The sequence below is a fragment of the Pedococcus soli genome, from assembly GCF_054782575.1.
In genome coordinates this window covers 1,355,783-1,376,413 of sequence record NZ_BAAGSF010000004.1, presented here as the reverse complement: position 1 = coordinate 1,376,413, position 20,631 = coordinate 1,355,783, and the positions used below count along the sequence as shown (strand labels likewise).

Sequence of the window (20,631 nt, the reverse complement as noted above, 5' to 3'; positions counted from 1 at the left end):
CTCGCGGCTCGACCACGGTGGCGGGCACCATGGAGCCTGTGCCCACCCCCAGTCCCGAGCGTCCCCCCGAGCCGGACCCCCAGCCCACCAGCGGGTATGCCGCCGGGCCCGCTCCCGAGGACAAGGCGGCGGTCCGAGGGCGGCTGCGCCGGCTGAGGCGCGAGCAGGTGCCGGGCCGCGACCGGGCCGCCGACGGCGAGGCCATCGCCGTGGCCGCCCTCAGGGCGGCCCGTGAGGCCGGCGTGGGACGCGGTGACTGGGTCGCCGCCTACGAGTCGATGCCGACCGAACCCCCCACCGAGGCGCTGGTCGCGGCCTTGGTGGCCAGGGGGGTCCGCGTGCTGCTGCCCCTCACCCTCGCGGACTGGGACCTCGACTGGCGCGAGGCGGGCAGCGGGACGGCGCTCGGGCTCGATGCGGTCGGCCGGGCGAAGGTGGTCTTCGTCCCTGCGCACGGCGTCGACGTCCACGGCACCCGGATCGGCCGGGGCAGGGGCTGCTACGACCGGGCGCTCCCGCGCACCGCGGCCACCCTCGTCGCCGTGGTCCACCCGTGGGAGCTGCTCGACGACGACCTGCCCCGCGAGCCGCACGACCGGGCCGTCGACGCAGTGGTCACCGCGGAGGGAGGGCTCCGACGACTCCCGGCGCCGTCAGGGGACGCGTCCCCCGGCCCGGCCGGCTCCCGCTAGCTCGTCGTCCCGGGCACGAGCACGAGCTCGTCGCCGCCCGCGGCGTCGACTGCCTTGCGGCTGAACGGCCAGTCGTAGAGCTCGTTCTTGGCCCACGCCTCGGACTGGTCGTTGTAGTGGTCGGAGAACGCGTGGCCGCTGTTGCCCGTCTGGTTGACCCAGCGTGACCGGTCGAGGTCCGAGAAGTCGAGCACCATGCGCATCGAGGGGGCCCAGTCGACCTTGAACGCCTTGGAGCGGCTGGCGTCGTCGAGGCCCTGGCTGGCGTCCCAGCCATTGGCGTTGACGATCGCGGAGCCACCGGGCAGCTCGATCGGGCCGCGGTTGAACAGGGCCCGCACCACGCCGGGGACGTCGTCGCCGCCGAGCACCTGGTGCTGGAGCGTCAGGGTGTGCAGCTCGCCCCACTGCCAGTCGGACGGGTCCTTGCCGAGCTCACGCGTCAGGTCGAGGCGGGCATCGACGAGGGCCTTGCGCAGGATCTCGGACTGGCCCTCGGCCACCCCGGCGGTCCGCTTGTCGTCCCACCAGGCCGAGCGCGGCTTGGTCAGCAGCTGGGTCATCGCCTGCATCCACTGGTCGCCACCGTCGGCCCGCAGGTCCTTGGGCAGCTCGTCGTCGAACGTCAGGTCGAGCAGGCTCGACCAGACCGCGTTGTAGTAGGCCGCGGCCGCGCCGGCGTCGCTCGCGCCCACCGGCATCGTGTAGTCCCACTTGCGCAAGAGGTCTTGGGCCTGCTTGGTGAAGTCGTCACCGCTCAGGTCCACCTTGAGCAGCGCCTTGACCAGCGTCGGGGCGAACTGGCTGCGCACGTCACCCTGGATCTGCGACATCGTGGCCGGGGTGACCTTGGTGTTCTTCTCCAGCAGGCTGCGGATGCGCTGGCTGCGGAAGCCGTAGTCCCACTCGGTGGTGAGGAACGGCGAGCCGCTCTCGGTGACCGCCTGGTTGGCCGCCACGATGAACCCCTCCGGCGGGTTGTAGGACCAGGGCATCTCGTCGAACGGGACCTTGCCCTTCCAGTCCCACGAGGAGACCCAGCCCGGGCGGATCCAGAAGCCGGGGGCGCTCTCCATGTACCGGCTGCGGATCGGTATGGAGCCGGGAGCCTGGTAGCCGATGTTGCCGGCCGTGTCGGCGTACAGGAGGTTCTGCGCCGGGACGGCGAAGTCCTTGGCTGCCGCGCGGAACTCCTGGAAGTTCTGGGCGGTGTTGAGGCCGAAGATCGCATCGGCGGTCTGGTTGACCTCGATGCCGGTCCACTGCAGCGCGACCTCGTAGTCGCCGGGGCTCGTGCGGGAGTTGACCAGGGGGCTGTCCCCGGCCTCGGCGACCTTGTCGAGCGCGTCGGACAGCAGCGGGCCGTGCGCGGTGCTGCGGACCGTGATGGTCTGCTCCCCGCCGCCACCGATCTTGATCGTCTCGGTGCGCATGGTCAGCGGCTCCTGCTTGCCGTCGCGCAGGTAGGTGTTGCCGCGCACCTGCTCGAGGAAGAAGTCGCTGACGTCGGGCCCGAGGTTGGTGAAGCCCCAGCCGATCGACTGGTTGTGCCCGATGACGACGCCGGGCAGGCCGGCGAACGAGTAGCCGGCCACGTCGAACGGACAGCTGCTGCTGACCGAGCGGCAGTGCAGGCCGACCTGGTACCAGATGCCGGGGATGCTGACGCCGAGGTGCGGGTCGTTGGCGAGCAGCGGCTTGCCGGTGCTGGTGCGCGACCCGCCGACCACCCACGAGTTGGAGCCGATCCCGTCGCCCCGCCCGACGGTGACCGGGACGGCGCGCAGGGCCCTGGACACCGCGGCATACGCCTGCTCCGCGGCCGGGCTGCGCTCGGCGGTGAGCTCGGGGTCGGTCGCCTTCGCGTCCTTGACCGCCTTGGTCGCCTTGCCCGTGGTGGCCGCCTTGCCCGTGGTGGCGGGGGCGGCGAAGGGCAGGGCGGAGTTGGCCGAACCGTTGGTGGCGTTCGACGTCGTCGGCGTCCAGTCCTGGGCGGAGAGGATCGGCTTGTTGGTGTCGTAGGGGTACGGCGGGTAGAGCTCGTTGATCTGGGCCAGGGACATCGTCCCCGCGAGGCGAGCCCGCATCAGCTCGTCGCTGTAGTCGCCGCGCAGGTCCCAGGCCATCGCCTTGAGCCAGGCCAGCGAGTCCGCCGGGGTCCAGTCCTCGACCCGGTAGTCGGGGACCTTCTGGCCCAGGACGACGTACTCGAGCGACATCTTCGAGGGGGTGCCCTGCTGGTGGATGTAGGCGTTGACCCCGTCGGAGTACGCCTGCAGGTAGCGGCGGGTCTCGGGCTTGAGCGTCGGCAGCTCGGCCTCGGCGACGCGCCGCCAGCCCAGCGTCCGGATCACCCGGTCGGTCTCGAGGCCGCCCTCACCGACCAGCTCGGAGAGCCGCCCGGAGGTGATGTGCCGGCGCAGGTCCATCTCGAAGAACCGGTCCTGGGCCTGCACGAACCCCTGCGCGCGGAACAGGTCGTCGGAGCTGTCGGCGTAGATCTGCGGGATGCCCTTGTCGTTGCGGACCACGTCGACCTTGCCCTGCAGACCGGGGACCTTCATCTCCCCCTCGGTGACGGGGAACGGACGCCTCACCCACGTGACCGCGAGAACCGCGACTATTCCGAGGACGACGACCAGGAGGGCCGCCACGGCGATGGCAATGCGGCGGGCAAGAATGGCGCGGGACACCCTGCGAGACTATCCGCACCACTGACAGGGAAAGGACGTGACGGGCCGTGCACGCAGGACTCCCCGCCCTTGCCCTCGAAGCGGGTTCGTCGGCCTTCACGCTGCACGACCTGACGCCCGCACTGCTCGTCGGATCGCTCGTCCTGCTGGTCTCCGTGGCCGCCGTCCGGCTGTCGGTGAGGTCCGGCCTGCCGTCGCTGCTCATCTACCTCGGCATCGGCCTGGCCATCGGCGAGGCCGGCTTCGGACGGATCCAGTTCGACTCCAACGAGCTCACCCAGGTGCTCGGCTACGCGGCCCTCATCCTCATCCTGTCCGAGGGCGGGTTGAGCACGCGGTGGGAGGGCATCCGCAGGTCCGTGGGCCCCGCGGCCGTGCTCTCGACCCTGGGCGTGGTGGTCTCGGTCGCCGTCGTGGCGGTCGCCGCGCGGTTCGTGCTGCACCTGGACTGGAACACCGCCCTGCTCGTCGGCGCCATCCTGTCCTCGACGGACGCCGCGGCCGTGTTCTCCGTGCTGCGCCGGGTGCCGCTCCCGCGCCGGATCACGGGGATGCTCGAGGCCGAGTCCGGCTTCAACGACGCCCCGGTCGTCATCCTCGTCACGGCTCTCGCCGCCCGCAGCGCCGACCCGGCCGACGCCGAGGGCTGGTTCACGCTGCTGTTCAAGGCGGTGGTCGAGCTCGGGGTCGGTGCCGCGATCGGGCTCGCCGTCGGGTGGGTCGGTGGACAGTTCATGCGCCGGGCCGCGTCGGGTTCGTCCGGCCTGTTCAGCATCGGGGTGGTCGCCCTCACCGTCCTCGCGTATGCCGCTGCGGCCACCGTGCACGCGAGCGGCTTCATCGCCTGCTACCTGGCCGCCCTCGTGCTGGGCAACCTGCGGCTCCCGCACGGCCCGGCGGTGCTCGGCCTCTCCACGGCGCTGGGTTGGCTCGCCCAGATCGGCCTGTTCGTGCTCCTCGGTCTGCTCGCCTCCCCCAGCAAGATGGGCTCGCAGGTCCTGCCGGCCATCGTCATCGGCCTCGTCCTGCTGCTGGTCGCCCGCCCCCTGTCCGTGATCGCCTCGGCCTCCTGGTTCCGGATCGGGTGGCGGGACCAGGTGTTCCTCTCCTGGGCCGGGCTGCGGGGCGCCGTCCCCGTCGTGCTCGCGACCGTCCCCCTCACGGTGGGGGCCAAGAACGTCGAGTGGATCTTCGAGCTGGTGTTCGTCCTCGTGGTCGTCTTCACCATCGTCCAGGCGCCGACCCTGCCGTGGGTGGCCCAACGCCTCGGCATCGTGGAGGACTACGCCACGCTCGACCTCGCTGTCGAGGCGACGCCCCTGGAGGAGCTGGGGGCGGAGATGCTGCAGGTCACCGTGGGCCCGGCGTCCAAGCTGCACGGCGTCGAGATCTTCGAGCTGCGCCTGCCCGAGGGCGCCAACGTCACGCTGGTCGTGCGCGGTGACAAGGGGTTCGTCCCCGAGGTCAACACCGTGGTCCGGCGGGGCGACCAGCTGCTCATCGTCGCGACCGCCGAGTCCCGCACCAGGGCCGAGAAGAGGGTCCGGGAGGTCAGCCAGAACGGCCGCCTCGCCGGGTGGGCCACCAGCGGTGGACGCCAGCTGCGCGGCCGGGGCGACGGGACCGCCGTGGTCCCGGCGGGGCAGGCCCTGTCGCCGGGAGACAGCGGTCGGGCCCTGGTCAGGCGCCTGGGCGAGCGCCTCGGCGGGAAGAAGTAGGGTCCGCTCGGCCTTATAGTTGGCAGTCGACCCACCACAGTGCCAGCCCTCACCGGACCGCTGGCCGCCACATCTTGGAGGAACCTGTGCCGACGTACTCCTACGCCTGCACCGAGTGCGACCACCGCTTCGACGCGGTGCAGTCGTTCAGTGACGACTCGCTCACCGTCTGCCCCGTGTGCGAGGGCCGCCTGCGCAAGGTCTTCAGCGCGGTGGGCGTCGTGTTCAAGGGCGGCGGGTTCTACCGCACCGACTCGCGCAGCGGCTCGTCCGCGTCGATGCCCGCGGGCAAGAGCGACTCGAGCTCGAACGGCTCCAGCGACTCGGGTTCGTCCAGCTCGTCCGGTTCCGACTCGGGGTCCTCGTCGGGGTCCTCCTCGTCGGGATCGTCCTCGGGCAGTGCAGCCAAGGCCGGGGCCTCCTCGTCCTCGTCGAAGGCGGCGGACGGCTCGGCTGCCTGAGCACTCCCCACGTCTCCTCGAGCCCGCTCCTGTCCACAGGGGCGGGCGTCGTCGTCTCACGTCCACAGCAGCAGCTCGCCCGGATGTCGGCCCCGACCCCGCTGCGTAGGCTGGACGACATGACCCCAGAGCACCTGCGCGCAGACCTCGGCCTCATCGGCGGCTCCGGGTTCTACGAGTTCTTCGACCAGGCCGAGCGGGTCAGCGTGAGCACACCGTTCGGCGACCCGAGCGACGACCTCGTCATCGGTGAGGTGGACGGTCGGCGGGTGGCCTTCATCGCACGGCACGGTCAGGGACACCGCTTCCCGCCCCACCGCGTCAACTACCGGGCGAACCTCTGGGCCCTGCGATCGGTCGGCGTCCGCCAGGTCCTGGCACCGTGCGCGGTCGGTTCGCTGAAGCCCGAGCTCGGGCCGGGGACCGTGGTCGTCCCCGACCAGGTCGTCGACCGCACCTGGGGCCGCGCCCACACCGTCTACGACGCGGAGGGACCGGTCGTGCACGTCGGGTTCGCCGACCCCTACTGTCCGCGTGGGCGTGAGGTCGCGATCGCCGCCACCCGCGGGGCCGGCAAGGAGGTCGCCGACTCAGGCACCCTCGTGGTCATCAACGGTCCGCGCTTCTCCTCCAAGGCCGAGTCCGCCTGGCACCAGCAGGCCGGGTGGACCGTGGTCGGCATGACCGGGATGCCCGAGGCATCGGTCGCCCGCGAGCTGGCCATGTGCTTCACCACCATCGCGCTCGTCACGGACCACGACGCCGGAGTCGACGGCGGAGAGGCCGTCACCCACGAGGAGGTGCTGGCGGTGTTCGGCCGCAACGTCGACGGCCTCAAGGCCGTCCTGCGTTCGGCACTCGCGGCCATGCCTGCCGCTGAGGACGACGAGACCGCCACCTGCTCGTGCCGCCGCGCGCTCGACGGGATCACCCTCCCCTTCGCGCTCCCCGGCTGAGGATCCTCACGTGGAGACGGCCCGGGCACGGCAGCTGGTCGACTGGCTGCGCGGTCCCGGACGTCGCCGTGAGTGGCGACGCCGGGTCGCGCGTCGTGGACTGGCGGCTGCATGCGCCGCGGCCGCGGTGCTCGGCGTCGTCGCCCTCGCGCAGTCACCGCGTGGCGGGGCACTCACACCGGTCGTCGTCGCGGCCCGACCGCTGGCGGTCGGCGAGGTGGCGACCCCCGACGCCCTGCGCGTGCTGCTCTTTCCGGCCGACCTCGTCCCGGACGGTGCGGCGTCCGAGGTGTCGCAGGTCATCGGCCGGCCCCTGACGGCGACGCTCAACCGCGGCGAGCCGGTCACCACCGACCGGGCCAGGCCGTCGAGCGTCCTGACCGGGCAGCCAATCGACCTGCTCGCCTTCCACGTGATGATCGCCGACGCCCGGTCGGTGTCGATGGTGCGCCCCGGCGACCGCATCGACCTCGTCGGTCCGGGCGGCGTGGTGGCCCACAGCGCGCCGGTCCTGGCCGTCGACGCGGTGTTCACCACCGACTTCGGGGCGGTGCTCAACGGGCCGGGTTCCTCCAGCGGCGACAACCTGGAGGGTTCGGGGCTCACCGTGGCGGTCGACCAGCCGACCATCCTCGACCTGTCCGCCGCCCAACAGGACGTGCTGGGTCGCCCGCAGCTCGCGGTGGTCCTCCGGTCGCGCTGAGCCCCACGACCCGGTGAGGGACGCAGCTCCGTCCGCGACACGGACATTTTCCGCAGATGGTCATGCGCAGACGCGCGCGGTTCGGATCGCTAGCGTGGAAGCCACTGCTCCACTCATCAAGGGAAAGGGTGCGGATCCCATGAAGGGTTTCAAAGACTTCGTCATGCGGGGCAACCTCGTCGAGCTTGCCGTCGCGTTCATCATCGGCGCGGCATTCGCGGCCGTGGTCACCTCGTTCACCAAGATCATCATCGAGCTCGTGGGCAAGGTGGGCGGCGCCAAGAACTTCGATGACTTCAAGCCCGGCGGCTTGGTCTCGGTCGGACCGTTCCTGACTGCTCTGTTCGCCTTCCTGCTCATGGCATTCGTCGTCTACTTCTTCGTCGTCAAGCCGTACGAGGCAGCGAAGGCCCGGTTCGCCCAGGCCCCGGAGGTCGACGACGCCCCGGACGAGAGCGTCATCCTGCTCCGCGAGATCCGCGACTCGCTCAACCGCGCCGTCTGAGCCCACCGGGCCAGGCGCGCGCCCGACGCGCCCCCCTTCACACGCAAAACGCTGGTTGCACGGCATACCGCGGGTTGTTTCCCCGAGGGTTGCCCCGCAACCAGCGTTTTGTCGTGTCGCCCGCCCGTGGCGGGCGTGGGTCAGTCGCGACCCCAGTGCGGGGGTCGCTGCTCGAACAGCCAGCGGTCGTGCGCCGAGAGGTTCGGCTGCTCACCCCAGCCGGCGTCGGTGTCGTCCTTGGTCTGGTCCGGCGCCTTCGGCTGGCTCTCGGCCTTGGTGGACTCGGCGGCCTCGGCCGGCTCGGGCTCGGGGAGCTGCTCCCCCGACTGGGTGTTCGTGGGCTTCGCCGTGGCGCGGCGGCCACGGACCCGGCGCTTGCGGGCGCCGGTGTCGGGCTTGGGCGCGAAGTCGTCCGACGACCCGAGGCCCTCGAACGTCAGCTGGGCATCGCCGGTCGAGGCCTCCGCCACTGCGTCGTCGACGACCTCCTCGGACTCCGCGGGCGCCTCCGCCTCGACCGGAGCCGGGTCGACGGGAGCAGAGTCGTCGAGGGCCGTGCCGACGGGGGTCGCTGCGCCCGTCGCCGCCTCGGGCTCGACCGGCTCGGCGGCCGGGATCACGACGAGGTTCGCGACAGCGACCACGGGTGCGGCAGCCTTGGCCGCACGCTCGGCTGCCGTCCGGCGGGAGGCTGCCCGCTGGACCGCCGCGTGGACGCGCGACACGTCTCGGGCCGGGTCACGGAAGAGGTCCGTCGTCCACACGCGGACGTGCTCCCAACCCAGGCGGCCGAGCTGCTCGCCGCGCAGGCGGTCGCGGTCGCGGCTGCTGTGCATGGCGGCGTAGGCCGGGCCGTCCGTCTCCACCGCGACCAGCACCAGGCCGGGGCGGTCGGGGTCCTCGACCGCGAGGTCGACCGGGTGACCGGCGCCACCGAACGCCTCGTGCACCACCAGCCCCGACTCGCGCAGACGACGGGCGAACTCCGCCCGCACCAGCCCGCCCAGCGGAGCCGCGGCAGCCGCAGCCGTGAGGTCCGGGACCGGCTCGACGACCTCGTCCGTCGACGACGCGTCCCTCCGTGCGGCCTCCGCGGCAGCCACGGGGGCGGCGACCGTGGACGCCGCGGACGAGGTGGCCGGACCCGGGAGGGTTCCGTCGGCGGCATACGAGAGGAAGTCGCGGAGCATGACCGCGCCACGCGCCTTGAGGCGGGTCGGGTCGAGGTCCGACGCGAGCAGCGACGAGACGACGGTCATGCGGCGGCGGGCACGGGTGATGGCGACGTTGAGGCGGCGCTCGCCGCCCTCGAGGTTCAGCGGTCCGAACCGGTGCAGCACCCGACCGTGCGGGGTCTTGCCGTACCCCACGGACAGGATGATGGCGTCACGCTCGTCACCCTGGACGCGCTCGAGGTTCTTGACGAAGAAGCGTTCGCGACGGTCCTCGTCGAAGAAGTCGCCGACACCGTCGGCCTCGAGCAGGGCCTTGCGCAGCGCGTCGTCGAGGCGGGTGGCGTGCTTGATGCCGAGCGCGATGACGCCGAGCGACTCCTGCGGTCGGGTGCGGGCGTGCTCGAGGACCAGGGCCACGACCCGGTCGACCTCGGCCTCCGTCGACTCGATGGCCTCCTCGCCGGGCGCGACGACGCCGGAACCCTCGACCGACTCGAGGCGCACCACGGCGTCGGTGCCCGTGCCGGGGAAGGTCACGAGCGAGCCGTCGTACATCTCACGGTTGGCGAACGCGACGAGGCGCTCGTCGAGCGAGCGGTAGTGCCACGACAGGCGACGCGTCGGCAGGGCAGCGGTCAGCACGTCGAGCACCGACTCGAACCCCTCGGTCAGCGTCTCCGAGTCCGGCGCGAGGTCCTCGTCGACCGCGGAGGTGAAGAAGTTCGTCGGCGGGAGCTGTCGCTCGTCACCGGCCACGACGACCTGGTGGGCGCGCGAGATCGCCGAGACCGCCTGGGCGGGCGGGATCTGGGATGCCTCGTCGAAGATGACCACGTCGAACCAGCGTCCCGGCGGCAGGATCGAGGCGACGACCAGCGGGCTCATCGCCCACGCGGGCTTGGCCGCGGTCAAGGTCTCCCCTGCCTTGGGCAGCAGCTCGCGCAGCGGCCGGTGGCGCCGCGACTTACCAGCCTCCGCCCGCACCAGCGCCTCCTGCTCGGGGTGGTCGGCGAGGACCTCGCGCAGCTTGCGGGCGGCTCCGGCGCGGACGCGGTCGGCGCTCGCGGCCAGGTGGGCGTGGTCGGCGTTGACGTACTCCGCCGCCACCCGCAGGAGCTGGGCCCCGTCATGGGCGCCGTACCGGGAGTCGCGCACGATGAGGTCCTCGGACAGCGAGGTCCACCACACGAAGTCCAGCTCGGCCGACACGTCGTCGGGCTCGACGCCGCGGCGGGCGAGGTCGTCGACCAGGGGCCCCATGCCCGCGGCGCGCAGGGCGTCGAGGGCGCCGAGGACGCGCGGGACGACGGTGAGCCGCTCGGGGCGGGAGGCCAGGTCGGCCATCCGCTGCTGCAGCTCGGTCAGCGGGGCACCCATGAGGTCACCGCCGGCGGCGGTGGGGGCGAGCCGCTCGCCGAGCCAGCGCAGGTCCTGCGCGAGGGAGTCGTATGCCGCCTGCGCCCGGTCGAGCTCGAGCGGGATCTCGGGGCGGCCACCGGCGCCGGCCATGGCCTGCCACGACGTGCGCTGCTGCTGCGCGTCCACCAGGGCCGCGTGCAGGTCGCTGGGCGGCGGGCCGGGGCGCAGCAACGAGCGGGCCTGACGCCTCAGGCGCCACCGGGACCACGCTCCGAGCTCGACGTCGTGCTCGGTGCGGTAGGACTTCGAGCCGGTCGCCGCCACGAGGTCGCCCAGGGGGATGTCGAACACCTCGGGCCGGAACACCTCGAGGGTGTCGCGGACCTTCGAGACCGAGTCGAGGACGACGCCCCAGTCGCCGACGCGTTCGGCGCGCGGAAGGCTGACCTCGGCGAACACCTCGGTCATGGTCTGCTCGACGTCCTGGAGCTGACCCTCGGCGAGGCGGCTGGTGATCTCGCGGGCGCGGACCGCCTCCTCGGAGGTCGGGATGCGGGCGCCGAACCACGGGTCGGCGCCCTCCTCGGTCGACCAGGCGCCCAGCGATGCCGCCTCGGTGAGCTGGCGGCCGAGCTCCTGGACCCGGCGGCGGTCGAGGTCCGCGAGCTGCTGGCCGCGGACCCGGACGCGCGAGGTCGGCGAGTGCCGGGCGGCGCCCAGGGTGGCGATGGCCTCCTGCGCCTGGTGGGCCGAGACGCCCCAGGGCTGACGCACCTCGTGCAGGGCCCTGGAGTGCTCGACGAGGATGGCGCGGCGGTCGACGAGGTCGCGTTCGATCTCGGCGGTGTCGGGCTCGGTGGTGCTGGTGCCGCGTTCGAGCGCCTTGCCGAACTCCTGCGCCAGCCGTCGCTTGTTGCTGGCGCCGTCGTAGGCGTCGAGCACGAGGTCGGACAGGCCCACGTTGTCCAGACGCCCCAGCACGGCGTCGATGGCGGCCCGCTTCTCGGCGACGAACAGCACCCGCTTGCCCTCCCCCGCCAGGCTGGCGATGAGGTTGGCGATGGTCTGTGACTTGCCCGTCCCGGGTGGGCCCTTGATGACGAGGTGCGCACCCGAACGGACCGCGTCGATGGCGGCCTGCTGCGTCGAGTCGGCGTCGAGGATGAGCAGCTCGTGCGACGGGTCTGCGTCCGCGGGGAACTCCGGCACCTGGGTCCGCACCGCGCGCAGCGCCCCCGGGTCACCCGCCAGGGCGGCGACGACGTCATGGTCGGCGAGCGAGCTCCCCTGCCCTGCAAGGTCGGCCACCATGGGGAGCTTGGCGTACGAGAAGGTGCCGACGACCAGCCGCGGGGTGATCGCGAAGTCGGGGACCGCGGCGCAGAGCTGCTTGAGCCGCTCGTACACGGGGTACGCGTCGAAGCTGCCGCTCGCGGTCGCAAGGTCCTCGAGGGCGTCGGTGTCGAGGTCGAGACCCTGCTCGGACCGCAGGTAGTGCTCGAGCACCGGGTTGAACTCCACGTCGCTGCCGAGGTCGAGGTCGAAGTCCTCGCGCGCGGCACCGGTCGGCTTGAGGACGCACGAGCGCAGCAGGACCGGGGCCGCCGGGGGGCGCGAGGCCCCGCGGACGGTCCACGTCGCCATACCGATCGCGATGAAGCCCGCGGCGATGCCCCGCTCCTCGGAGAGCTCGAGGGTCTTGGACCGTATGGTGCGCGCGCGCCGCCGCGCCTCGTCCAGGGCCGCGGGCTCGCGGACCAGGTCGGACAGGCGGGTGGGCCGACCGGCGAGGAGCATGGCGAGGCCGCCCGGGTGGGCGGTGGTGAGGTCGAGGGTGCCCGTGGGGAGGTCGCGGTACCAGAGCAGGGTGTTGCGCCCGCCGAGGTCGACCAGGTGGCGCTGCCAGGTCTTCACGGCCGCGGCGACGCGTTCACCACGGGGGTCGGGGTCGGCAGCCGGGGCGGTGGGGGTCTCGTCGGTCGGCTGGTTCACCTGTGCAGGCTAACGAACCCTGCTGTCGGTCGGTTCGACGCCGGGCGGCGTGTGGGCGGCCGTCTCGACCGGGCGCCCCCGCGGTCCTCGGAGGAAGGCAGCAGTGAGCCCGATGACGACGGCGACGACGGCCGCGCCGAGGCCGAGCGCGCCGTACCCGAGCTGGCCGACGACCACCCCGGCGAGCGCTCCTCCCCCACCAGCGGCGAGCCCCATCGCGAGGTCGGAGGCGCCCTGGGCCCCGGCCCGCTCGGCCACCGGCACCGCCCCCGCGATGAGGGTCGAGCCGCTGACGAGGGTGCACGACCAGCCCACGCCGAGCAGGAAGAGGCCGACGGCCAGGCCAGGCGACCAGCCGGTGGGTGCCTGGGCTGCGAGCAGGCAGGCCGCCAGCAGGACGACCGAGCCGACCCCCACGACGGGCCGGGCACCGAACCGGTCGACCGCCGTGCCGACGACCGGCGAGAGCGCGTACATGCCGAGGATGTGGATGCTGATGACCAGGCCGATGAGCCGCAGCGTCGAGCCGCCGTGGTGCATGTGCAGCGGGGTCATCACCATGACGCTGACCATCACCACGTGACCGAGCGCCACCGCCACCAGCCCCAGCAGGGCCGCCGGGCTGGCCAGCACGACGCGGGCACCGCGGACGACCGACCCGTGGGCACGCTCCACGGGATCGTGGGGTGCCGCGTCGCGCGCACGACGCCGGGCGAGCAGGAGCGGGTCGGGGCGCAGCCGCACGGTGAGGAGCAGCGCCGCGAGCGCGAACCCGACGAGCGAGAAGACGAACGCACCGGTCAGTGCGGGCAGGTGCAGGACGTCGGCGACGCCGCCCGCGAGGCCGACGAGGTTCGGCCCGAGCACTGCGCCCACGGTCGTGGCCCAGACGACGATGCTGAGGTCACGCCCGCGGTGGGCATCGTCCGCGAGGTCGGCCGCGGCATACCGGGCCTGGCTGTTGGCGGTGGTCGCCCCACCGAACAGCACGCTCGCCACGAGCAGGAGCGGGAAGCTGCGCACCACGCCGGCCACGATGAGCAGGACGGCACCGACGATGCCGAGGACGTACCCCATGACCAGCCCGGGTCGACGCCCGCTCCGCGCCATGAGGCGGGCCATCGGCACGGCGATGAGGGCACCCCCGAGGACCTGGAAGGTGCCTCCCAGCCCGGCGAGCTCGGCCGAGCCGCTCACGTCCTCGGCCAGCAGCGAGCCCACGGCCACCCCGCTCGCGACCCCGACCCCGCCGAGCATCTGCGACCCGACCAGGGTGCGGACGGTGCGGTGCTGGACCGCGACGCCGGACGTCGGGGCAGGTCGCGGGGCTGGTGGCACCAGCGCAGGCTAGCCGGTGGGCCACCCCTTGACGTCGTCCATCCACCCCCACATGCTTCGAGGTGACACGATTCACCACCCACCGGAAGAGCGCCGACGATGTCCTCGACCCCCACCCCCAGACACCCCTCGCCCCCCTCGGGGATGACGGCCCACCACGGCACGGGAGCCCGCCGCTGGGTCGCCGTGGCTGCGACCGTGACGATGCTCGGAGCCCTGTCCGCGACCGCGGGCCCGTCCGCCGTCGCCGCGCCGGGCCCGGCCAATCCGCCGGCCGGCCCCACCGACACGGCCCTGCCGCCGTCGGTGACCGTGTTCGACCCGACCATGCCCGTGGCCACGATCCAGGCGGCGCTCGACAAGGCCGCGGCGACCCAGGTCGACAACGAGATGGGCAGCGAGCGCTACGCCTTCCTGTTCAAGCCGGGCACCTACGGCACCGACGCCCAGCCGCTGCAGGTCAAGGTCGGCTACTACACCGAGATCGCCGGCCTGGGTGCCTCACCGACCGACGTGCGGATCAACGGCAAGATCGAGGTCTACAACCGCTGCCTCGGTGACGGTGGCACCAGCAACTGCATCGCCCTCAACAACTTCTGGCGCACCCTGTCCAACCTCTCGATCCGCGTCAACGCGGCCGGGCCGGACGGGTGCCGCGCCTCCGCCGACTTCTGGGCGGTGTCCCAGGCGGTGTCGATGCGCCGTCTCGACGTGAGCGGGGCGAACCTGTCGTTGATGGACTACTGCACCGCCGGACCGCAGTACGCCAGCGGAGGGTTCATCGCCGACTCGCGCCTCCCCCAGGTCATCAATGGTTCGCAGCAGCAGTGGCTGACCCGCAACAGCGAGATCGCCGGCTGGAGCAACGCCGTGTGGAACGCGACCTTCTCGGGGGTCGTGGGCGCACCGTCCGAGGCGGGCTTCCCGGACCCGGCGTACACGACGCTGGACCGCACGCCATTGAGCCGCGAGAAGCCCTTCCTCTTCGTGGACGACCAGGGCCGGTATGCCGTGCGCGTCCCGTCCGCGCAGCGCGACAGCCGCGGCATCTCGTGGGGCTCCGGCACCACCCCCGGCCGGACCATCCCCCTGCGCGACTTCTTCATCGCCCGCCCCGGGACCTCCGAGCAGGAGATCAACTCCCAGCTGGCCCGCGGCAAGCACCTGCTCCTCACCCCGGGCGTGTACGACGTGGACCGCACCATCGAGGTCAAGCGCGCCGACACCGTGGTGCTCGGCCTCGGTCACGCGACCCTCACGTCCGCCCGCGGCGCCGTGCCGGTCGAGGTGAAGGACGTCCCGGGCGTGGTCATCGCGGGGGTCACGGTCGACGCCGGTCCGGTCCAGTCGCAGGCGCTGATGCGGATCGGGTCGAAGCGCCACGACCACGGCGACCACGGCGACCGCCCGAAGGCCGGCCGCCCCGCCGCGTCGAACCCGACCACGCTGTCCGACGTGTACTTCCGCGTCGGCGGTCCCCACGTCGGTCGGACCAAGGTCGCGCTCGAGATCAACAGTGACGACGTGCTCGTCGACCACACCTGGGTGTGGCGCGCCGACCACGGAACGGAAGGCTTCACCCGGGGGGTCAACGGCGACACCGACCGCTGGCGTACCAACACCGCGGCCAACGGCGTCGTCGTCAACGGTGACGATGTGACGACGACCGGCTTCTTCGTGGAGCACTTCCAGGAGCACAACGTCGTCTGGAACGGCGAGCGCGGCACGACGGTGTTCTTCCAGAACGAGCTGCCGTACGACCCGCCGACCCAGGCGGACTGGATGAACGGCCGCACCCCCGGCTGGTCGGCGTACAAGGTCTCCGACCGGGTGAAGCAGCACCGCCTCTTCGCCGGTGGCGCCTACGTCTTCAACCAGAACAACCCGTCGATCCACACGGAGAACGGGTTCGAGGTCCCGAGGACGCCCGGCGTGATGCTGCACCACGTCCTCACGGTCAACCTCGGCGCCGGCACCCTCGACCACGTGGTCAACGGGGTCGGGGCTGCCGTCGACACCACGCGGGTCGGGACGCCCGAGTACGTCGTGGACTACCCGGCGAAGTAGCCACTGCAGCAACGGGTTCGGGTGGGTCGGGTCGCTGTGGCGGCCCGGCCCACTGCCGTCAGACGTCTGTGGTGAGTCCCTCAGACGGCCTGCCGTCGGACACCGGACGTCAGACGGAGTCGCGGGCGACGACCTCAATGAGGTCGTCGCCCGTGGGCAGGCCTTCCTCGTCGCCACCCCGGAGCCCTTCGACGACGACGCCGGCGAGGTGGCGCGCCTGCACCTCCAGGGCCTGCGAGACGGTGGTGAGGGGTGGGACCGTGAAGGGGGCGGCGGGGCCGTCGTCGACACCGATCACCGCGAGGTCCCGCGGCGCCTGCAGGCCCTCGGCCCGCACGGCGGCCAGGACGGCGATGGCGACGTCGTCGTTGTAGGCCGCGACCGCTGTGGCGGCGGGGTCGGCGCTCCGCCAGCCACGCACCGCCGCGACCGCGGACTCGAGGGACGGGTCGACCGAGATCACTTGAGGCGCAGGCAGTCCCGCCTCGGCGCACTCGGCGCGGACACCCTCGAGGCGCAGCTCCACGAAGTGGGCGACGCGCGGGTCGGTCGCGGCGGCATACCCGATGACGCGGTGCCCGTGCTCGCGCAGGTGACGGGCCTGGAGGCGACCGATGCTGCGTTGGGAGGCCGTGAACAGACCTGCCGCGCCGGGGTCGTCGAGCAAAGTCCCCAGGACCTGCACACCGGCCCGGCGCAGCGCGTCGCGGTCGGCCGTCGAGAATGCCGTGAACCCCACGACGGCGCGCGGCGTCACGACGCGCAGCAGGTCGGTGAGGGGTCGCCCGCCCCGCTGGTGGTGGACGAGGAGGGACAGGCCACGTTCCGCGAGCTCACCCGCGAGGTGGTCGAGCAGCGAGTCGACGGCGGGCCCGAGGGGCCAGTCGGGCAGGACGTACAGCACCAGGTCGCTGCGGCCGGTCCGCAGCGTGCGGGCCGCGGCCGACGGCGTGTAACCCAGGCGTTCGGCCGAGGCGCGGACGCGGGCCCGGGTCTGGTCGGAGATCGTCACACCCGGCGTGTCGTTGAGGACGTAGCTGACCGTCGTGCGCGAGACACCACTGTCCCGAGCGACGTCCGTGCTCGTCACAGATCGGGTCGGGGTGGAGGGGCGCACGACAGGAGGCTAACGCCGCGCCGTGCCCTAGCTGAGGTCGGTGAGCGGCATCCCGGCGGTGTTGATGCAGCCGGCGGGCTTGCCGAGCCGGTAGAGACCTCCCCGGTCGCCGGTGGCCATGCCGTTGGGCGAGACGCTGGAGATGCTGGGGTACATCTGCTGGGTGTTCGTCGTGACGTGGGCCAGGCCGAAGGCGTGGCCGAGCTCGTGCAGGACGACGTTGGTGCGGCGCAGGCCGGCGCCGAAGCCCGGCTTGGTCTGGCTGAGGATCTGCGGGGTGTCGAGGACGACGAACCCGCGCAGCGCGGCCGTCGTGTACGTCGTCGTGCCGCCGGACGTCCGCGAGACCCAGGCGGCGTACAGGCCGCCCTGGCCGAGAACGGAACCAGCCAGGCTGTAGTTCGTCTTGCTGGGGGTGGTGTAGGCGATGACGAGCTCGGCCGACTGCTTGGGCATCGACCCCGACTGCGGGACCTCGGTCGTGGATCCCTTGTACGAGAACGTCATCCCGGTGTACGTGGCGATCCGGCTGACCGCGGTCTTCGTCTCCGCCAGCACGGTCGCGCGCTGGGCGGTGGGCACCGCGGCGAGGTTCGCCTTCCACGTCACGGCGGCCTGGCAGCCGTTCCAGCGCAGCGGCACCTTCGTGCCGTTGGGGAGCGTGAGGTAGGTGAACTTGTACGTCGCCGTCGCGCCCTCCGCGGACTGCGGCGTGGCGGTGGTGACCGCGGTGGCGAAGGCGAGCATGGCGGTGGCCGCGGTGATCGCGGCGAGGGCCTTGCGAGGGAGGGGGATGCGCACAGGGTGTCCTTCGACGAGGTCGAGCGCTCCGGGGGATTGAGTCGCTCTGCGGGCAACGCTAGACCTCGGCCCTGTCCGGTTCGCGCACTCGGGAGGCGTTTGGTCCGTTCGGTTGAGCGCGCGTCAACCAACGGACCGAGCCGTGCCCCACGTTGCCTCCCTTGACCCGCCCTTGACCGAGCTTCCGGTATGGCGCGTCGCCGCCCAGGTACGGCCGCGCCCCAACCCGCCGGTCGCCGCCGGTCACGCCCCACAGCCGCGGGTCGATGTAAACGCGCCGGTCTTTCCCGGCGTGTTCACGTCGACCCGGGGACAGACGGGCTCAGCGGACGACCATGACCGGGCAGGACGCCTCGTGGATCACGGTGTGGCTCACCGAGCCGAGCAGGAGTCCGGCGAACCCGCCCCTCCCCCTGCTCCCCACAACGATCAGGCCTGCGTGCGCGCCCAGGTCCGCGAGCACGTGACCCGACTCCCCGAACAGGACCTCGGTCTCGATCTCGAGCCCTGGGTGCCGCTCGAGGGCACGCTCGCGAGCACCTTCCAGGATCGGTATGGCGTGCTCGCGGACGGCGTGCGAGTGCTCGGTCCCGGCTTTTGAGTCCTCGACGTAGGCCCATCCCTCGGGTGAGCGCAGCCGGCCGACCGTCACCAGTCGCAGGGTGGCGTCGGCTGCGGCAGCGAGCAGGGCTGCCGCGTTCACGGCGCGGTGCGAGGCCTCGCTGTCGTCGACGCCGACCACCACCGGGTGGTCCGGGTCGGGTTGGACCGTCGCCTCGCCCCGGACCACGACGACGGGGCACAAGGCGTGCGCGGCCACGGCATACGAGGCGGATCCGAGCAGGCCGGAGGCGATCCGGCCGCGCCCTCGCGACCCCACCACGACCACGTCGGCGTCCTTGGAGGCGCTGACCAGCTCAGCCGCAGCGGTGCCGAGGACGAGGACCCCGGTCACGAGCGACGGGGTGGTGACCGCCTGCGCCCGCTGGACGCCGCGGTCGAGTGTGGCCTGCGCGTCGTCGCGGACCTCGCTGGGCAGGGCGGCGACGGACATGATCGGAACGATGGGTAGGGCCCCCATCTCCACGCAATGGAGGACGGTCAGCCGCGAACCCTGTCGGCGCGAGGTGGCGGCGGCCCAGTCGAGGGCGACCTCCGACCCGGGCGTTCCGTCGTAGCCGACGAGGATGCGTGCATCCATGGAGTCCTCCTTGTCGAGGACCCGGTGGGCTGGTGCGCGCAGGGTGCGCAGGCCCACCGGGTCCCCACCATCGTCTTGGTCGCGCTCCAGGCAGGTCAGGGTCCAAGGTCCCGGTGCGCGACATGCTCCTTCCGCGCACCGGCTTGGCAGCGCGGTGGTCCAACACCCTCACCAAGCGATGGGGCCGCCCGCTGACACCGGAACGGATCCACCGTGGGTACGCCGAATGGTGCATCCGCACCTGCCCTGTCAGCGAGACCATCTCCACAGCAGCAGCGGACGCTCGTCCGACGCGCAGGGGAGGCAGCCATGGACACGAAGGTCCTGACGGACGCCAGCGTCCTCACCCTCGTCGATCAGTACATCGCCGCACGCCGCGAGGTCGACGTGCTCCCGGATGCCCTCGAGCGGCAGATCGGCCTGGCCGCGTTGCGGGTGGAGTCGCAGCTGACCCTGGACCAGGCAGCAACGACCGCGAGAGTCGAGGGGCCGCAGACCTTGGCGCCGTTGCGCGACTTCGTCGACCACAACCGCGGCGGAGAGCAACTGGAGAAGGCCTTGGCGAAGGCCAATGACAAGGCGGCCGCCGCTGCCGCCTCACTGTCGTCCTACGTGGCCACCGGCATCTTCACCGGTGTATGGGTGTGGCCGGCGATGGCGGGCGTGCTGGGATTCGCCCTGTCGCTGACGGGGGCCCTGGAGGCCATGGGACAGGCCGTGTCCGGCGTCGCCTTCGTCGGTGGCGGCCTGTGGATCCTGGGTCGTTTCGTCGCCGCGGCCAGCGAGAGCGCCGCCAATGCGGCGAACGGTTCGTGGACCTGGGCGCAGAGCCTGGGCACCACCGCCGAGCGCACCCTGTCCTCAGCGCGCGCGGAGCAACGACGGGTCTGGACCGAGATCGGCGGCCGCGGCGCGAGCGACTCCCCCATTGCCAAGAGGGTGAGGGGGTGGGCGCAGCTCGGGGTGGCCGCCCTCGTGATCGTCTCGGCGGTCGGCGTCATCGCCATGGGCATCGGCTTCGCCAAGGGATTTGAAGAGCGCACGACGCCACCGCCGCTCCCCCGGACCACGTTCAACTTCACTCCCTGAGCACCCGACGGCCGCCGGACGGCGATGCCCTTCCCGCGTGGGCTAATCTTCCTGTCGCACAGTTCGTCGCCTGCTCGCCAGGCGCCGAACCTGCACTCGCGGCACGCAGTCGCACCCCGCCCTCGTGGCGTATGGCTGAAACCCTCTGATCTGCGCAAACGTGCTGCGTGGCACTAGCCGCGGCGGCTTGTAATGGGTCGGCTACGGGCCACGAGCGGAACGCCGAACCGGCCTCCGGCAGGCGCTACTCCCCGGCGCTGTCGTCCGGGAACGCCTCTCGGATCTTCTTCCTGGCAGTCGAGATCATCTGCGTCACGGACCGGCTCGTGTATCCATGTCGTACTCCAAGTTCCTTAGCGGACAGTCCGGCGGCCGTTCCGATCAGCAGTTCACGCTCGATGGGGGTGCAGACCGCGAGCACCTGTTCGACCAGCATTCGACGTCTCACCATCGCCGTCGGACTTGGCACGCGCAGTCCACTCGGGAGTCCCCTCCCGCCGAAACCGGTACTGCTCCATGGAAGGGCAGCCATTCCCTGTGTTGGCTTTGCTCGATGGGCGTCGACCGCGAGATTCCTCGCTACTTTCCTGATCCAGGCACGAGGCTTCTCGGGCGCCGCCCCCTGTGAGAGGTACTTCGCGATCGCTTCGTCGGCGATGTCGTCAAGCCAGGCGACCTCGGCACCGGCTCGGTGCGCCGCGGCTCGGGCAGAGAGCCGCAGGTCCTCGTACTCCTTCGAATCCATCGCCAGTCCTTGCCAATCA

15 protein-coding genes are annotated in these 20,631 nt (G+C 72.1%); 8 read left to right on the top strand and 7 right to left on the bottom strand.

Annotated features, from left to right (window positions below):
• Nucleotides 1–38 precede the first annotated feature (38 nt).
• The gene (locus ACYVKF_RS12575; protein WP_460966740.1) at nt 39–692 is read left to right on the top strand and encodes a 5-formyltetrahydrofolate cyclo-ligase; all 654 of its coding nucleotides are present in this window, start codon (nt 39–41) and stop codon (nt 690–692) included.
• Here ACYVKF_RS12575 and ACYVKF_RS12570 read toward each other — a convergent pair.
• Nucleotides 689–3,385: a penicillin acylase family protein gene (locus ACYVKF_RS12570; protein WP_460966738.1), complete on the bottom strand. Its 2,697-nt coding sequence runs from the start codon at nt 3,383–3,385 to the stop codon at nt 689–691. The two genes, ACYVKF_RS12575 and ACYVKF_RS12570, sit on opposite strands and share 4 nt — an antisense overlap.
• A 47-nt stretch (nt 3,386–3,432) precedes the next feature.
• On the opposite strand from ACYVKF_RS12570, the gene ACYVKF_RS12565 reads away from it, so the two are divergent.
• From ACYVKF_RS12565 to mscL, 5 genes are all read left to right on the top strand, one after another.
• Entirely contained in the window at nt 3,433–5,103 is a 1,671-nt protein-coding gene (locus ACYVKF_RS12565) for a potassium/proton antiporter (protein WP_082580831.1), read from the top strand.
• A gap of 86 nt (nt 5,104–5,189) precedes the next feature.
• The gene (locus ACYVKF_RS12560; RefSeq protein ID WP_460966735.1) at nt 5,190–5,564 is read left to right on the top strand and encodes an FmdB family zinc ribbon protein; all 375 of its coding nucleotides are present in this window, start codon (nt 5,190–5,192) and stop codon (nt 5,562–5,564) included.
• Between the two features lie 119 nt (nt 5,565–5,683).
• Complete coding sequence (locus ACYVKF_RS12555) at nt 5,684–6,520, top strand: S-methyl-5'-thioadenosine phosphorylase (RefSeq protein WP_056919757.1); 837 nt, start codon at nt 5,684–5,686, stop codon at nt 6,518–6,520.
• A 10-nt stretch (nt 6,521–6,530) separates the two neighbouring features.
• The gene (locus ACYVKF_RS12550) at nt 6,531–7,223 is read left to right on the top strand and encodes an SAF domain-containing protein (protein ID WP_460966733.1); all 693 of its coding nucleotides are present in this window, start codon (nt 6,531–6,533) and stop codon (nt 7,221–7,223) included.
• A 139-nt stretch (nt 7,224–7,362) separates the two neighbouring features.
• Complete coding sequence (gene mscL / locus ACYVKF_RS12545) at nt 7,363–7,728, top strand: large conductance mechanosensitive channel protein MscL (protein ID WP_056916510.1); 366 nt, start codon at nt 7,363–7,365, stop codon at nt 7,726–7,728.
• A 140-nt stretch (nt 7,729–7,868) separates the two neighbouring features.
• Here the strand turns inward: mscL and ACYVKF_RS12540 are convergent, their stop codons facing one another.
• Together ACYVKF_RS12540 and ACYVKF_RS12535 are read right to left on the bottom strand one after the other, a co-directional pair.
• Nucleotides 7,869–12,254 carry an AAA domain-containing protein gene (locus ACYVKF_RS12540; protein WP_460966731.1) on the bottom strand — a complete coding sequence of 1,462 codons (4,386 nt, stop codon included), beginning with the start codon at nt 12,252–12,254 and terminating at the stop codon, nt 7,869–7,871.
• A 9-nt stretch (nt 12,255–12,263) separates the two neighbouring features.
• Nucleotides 12,264–13,592 carry an MFS transporter gene (locus tag ACYVKF_RS12535; RefSeq protein ID WP_460966729.1) on the bottom strand — a complete coding sequence of 443 codons (1,329 nt, stop codon included), beginning with the start codon at nt 13,590–13,592 and terminating at the stop codon, nt 12,264–12,266.
• Nucleotides 13,593–13,691: 99 nt separating this feature from the next.
• Here ACYVKF_RS12535 and ACYVKF_RS12530 point away from each other — a divergent pair, with 99 nt between their 5' ends.
• Nucleotides 13,692–15,659: an adenylyl cyclase gene (locus ACYVKF_RS12530; protein ID WP_460966727.1), complete on the top strand. Its 1,968-nt coding sequence runs from the start codon at nt 13,692–13,694 to the stop codon at nt 15,657–15,659.
• A 109-nt stretch (nt 15,660–15,768) separates the two neighbouring features.
• Here the strand turns inward: ACYVKF_RS12530 and ACYVKF_RS12525 are convergent, their stop codons facing one another.
• The 3 genes from ACYVKF_RS12525 to ACYVKF_RS12515 form a co-directional block, all read right to left on the bottom strand.
• Nucleotides 15,769–16,776: a LacI family DNA-binding transcriptional regulator gene (locus tag ACYVKF_RS12525; RefSeq protein WP_460966725.1), complete on the bottom strand. Its 1,008-nt coding sequence runs from the start codon at nt 16,774–16,776 to the stop codon at nt 15,769–15,771.
• A 27-nt stretch (nt 16,777–16,803) separates the two neighbouring features.
• Nucleotides 16,804–17,577: a matrixin family metalloprotease gene (locus ACYVKF_RS12520; protein ID WP_460966723.1), complete on the bottom strand. Its 774-nt coding sequence runs from the start codon at nt 17,575–17,577 to the stop codon at nt 16,804–16,806.
• Nucleotides 17,578–17,899: 322 nt separating this feature from the next.
• On the bottom strand, nt 17,900–18,778 hold the full coding sequence (locus tag ACYVKF_RS12515) for a universal stress protein (RefSeq protein ID WP_460966721.1): 879 nt from the start codon (nt 18,776–18,778) through the stop codon (nt 17,900–17,902).
• A 309-nt stretch (nt 18,779–19,087) separates the two neighbouring features.
• On the opposite strand from ACYVKF_RS12515, the gene ACYVKF_RS12510 reads away from it, so the two are divergent.
• A complete protein-coding gene (locus ACYVKF_RS12510) occupies nt 19,088–19,867 on the top strand; it encodes a hypothetical protein (protein WP_460966719.1) in 780 nt (259 codons plus the stop codon).
• A 244-nt stretch (nt 19,868–20,111) separates the two neighbouring features.
• Here the strand turns inward: ACYVKF_RS12510 and ACYVKF_RS12505 are convergent, their stop codons facing one another.
• On the bottom strand, nt 20,112–20,612 hold the full coding sequence (locus ACYVKF_RS12505; protein ID WP_460966717.1) for a hypothetical protein: 501 nt from the start codon (nt 20,610–20,612) through the stop codon (nt 20,112–20,114).
• Between the last annotated feature and the right edge of the window lie 19 nt (nt 20,613–20,631).

Bases quoted from the DNA above. Each gene is read 5' to 3' on its own strand.
- mscL (WP_056916510.1), top strand. From the start codon at position 7,363: ATGAAGGGTTTCAAAGACTTCGTCATGCGGGGCAACCTCGTCGAGCTT.
- ACYVKF_RS12555 (WP_056919757.1), top strand. From the start codon at position 5,684: ATGACCCCAGAGCACCTGCGCGCAGACCTCGGCCTCATCGGCGGCTCC.
- ACYVKF_RS12510 (WP_460966719.1), top strand. From the start codon at position 19,088: ATGGACACGAAGGTCCTGACGGACGCCAGCGTCCTCACCCTCGTCGAT.
- ACYVKF_RS12505 (WP_460966717.1), bottom strand. From the start codon at position 20,612: ATGGATTCGAAGGAGTACGAGGACCTGCGGCTCTCTGCCCGAGCCGCG.
- ACYVKF_RS12530 (WP_460966727.1), top strand. From the start codon at position 13,692: ATGTCCTCGACCCCCACCCCCAGACACCCCTCGCCCCCCTCGGGGATG.
- ACYVKF_RS12515 (WP_460966721.1), bottom strand. From the start codon at position 18,778: ATGGATGCACGCATCCTCGTCGGCTACGACGGAACGCCCGGGTCGGAG.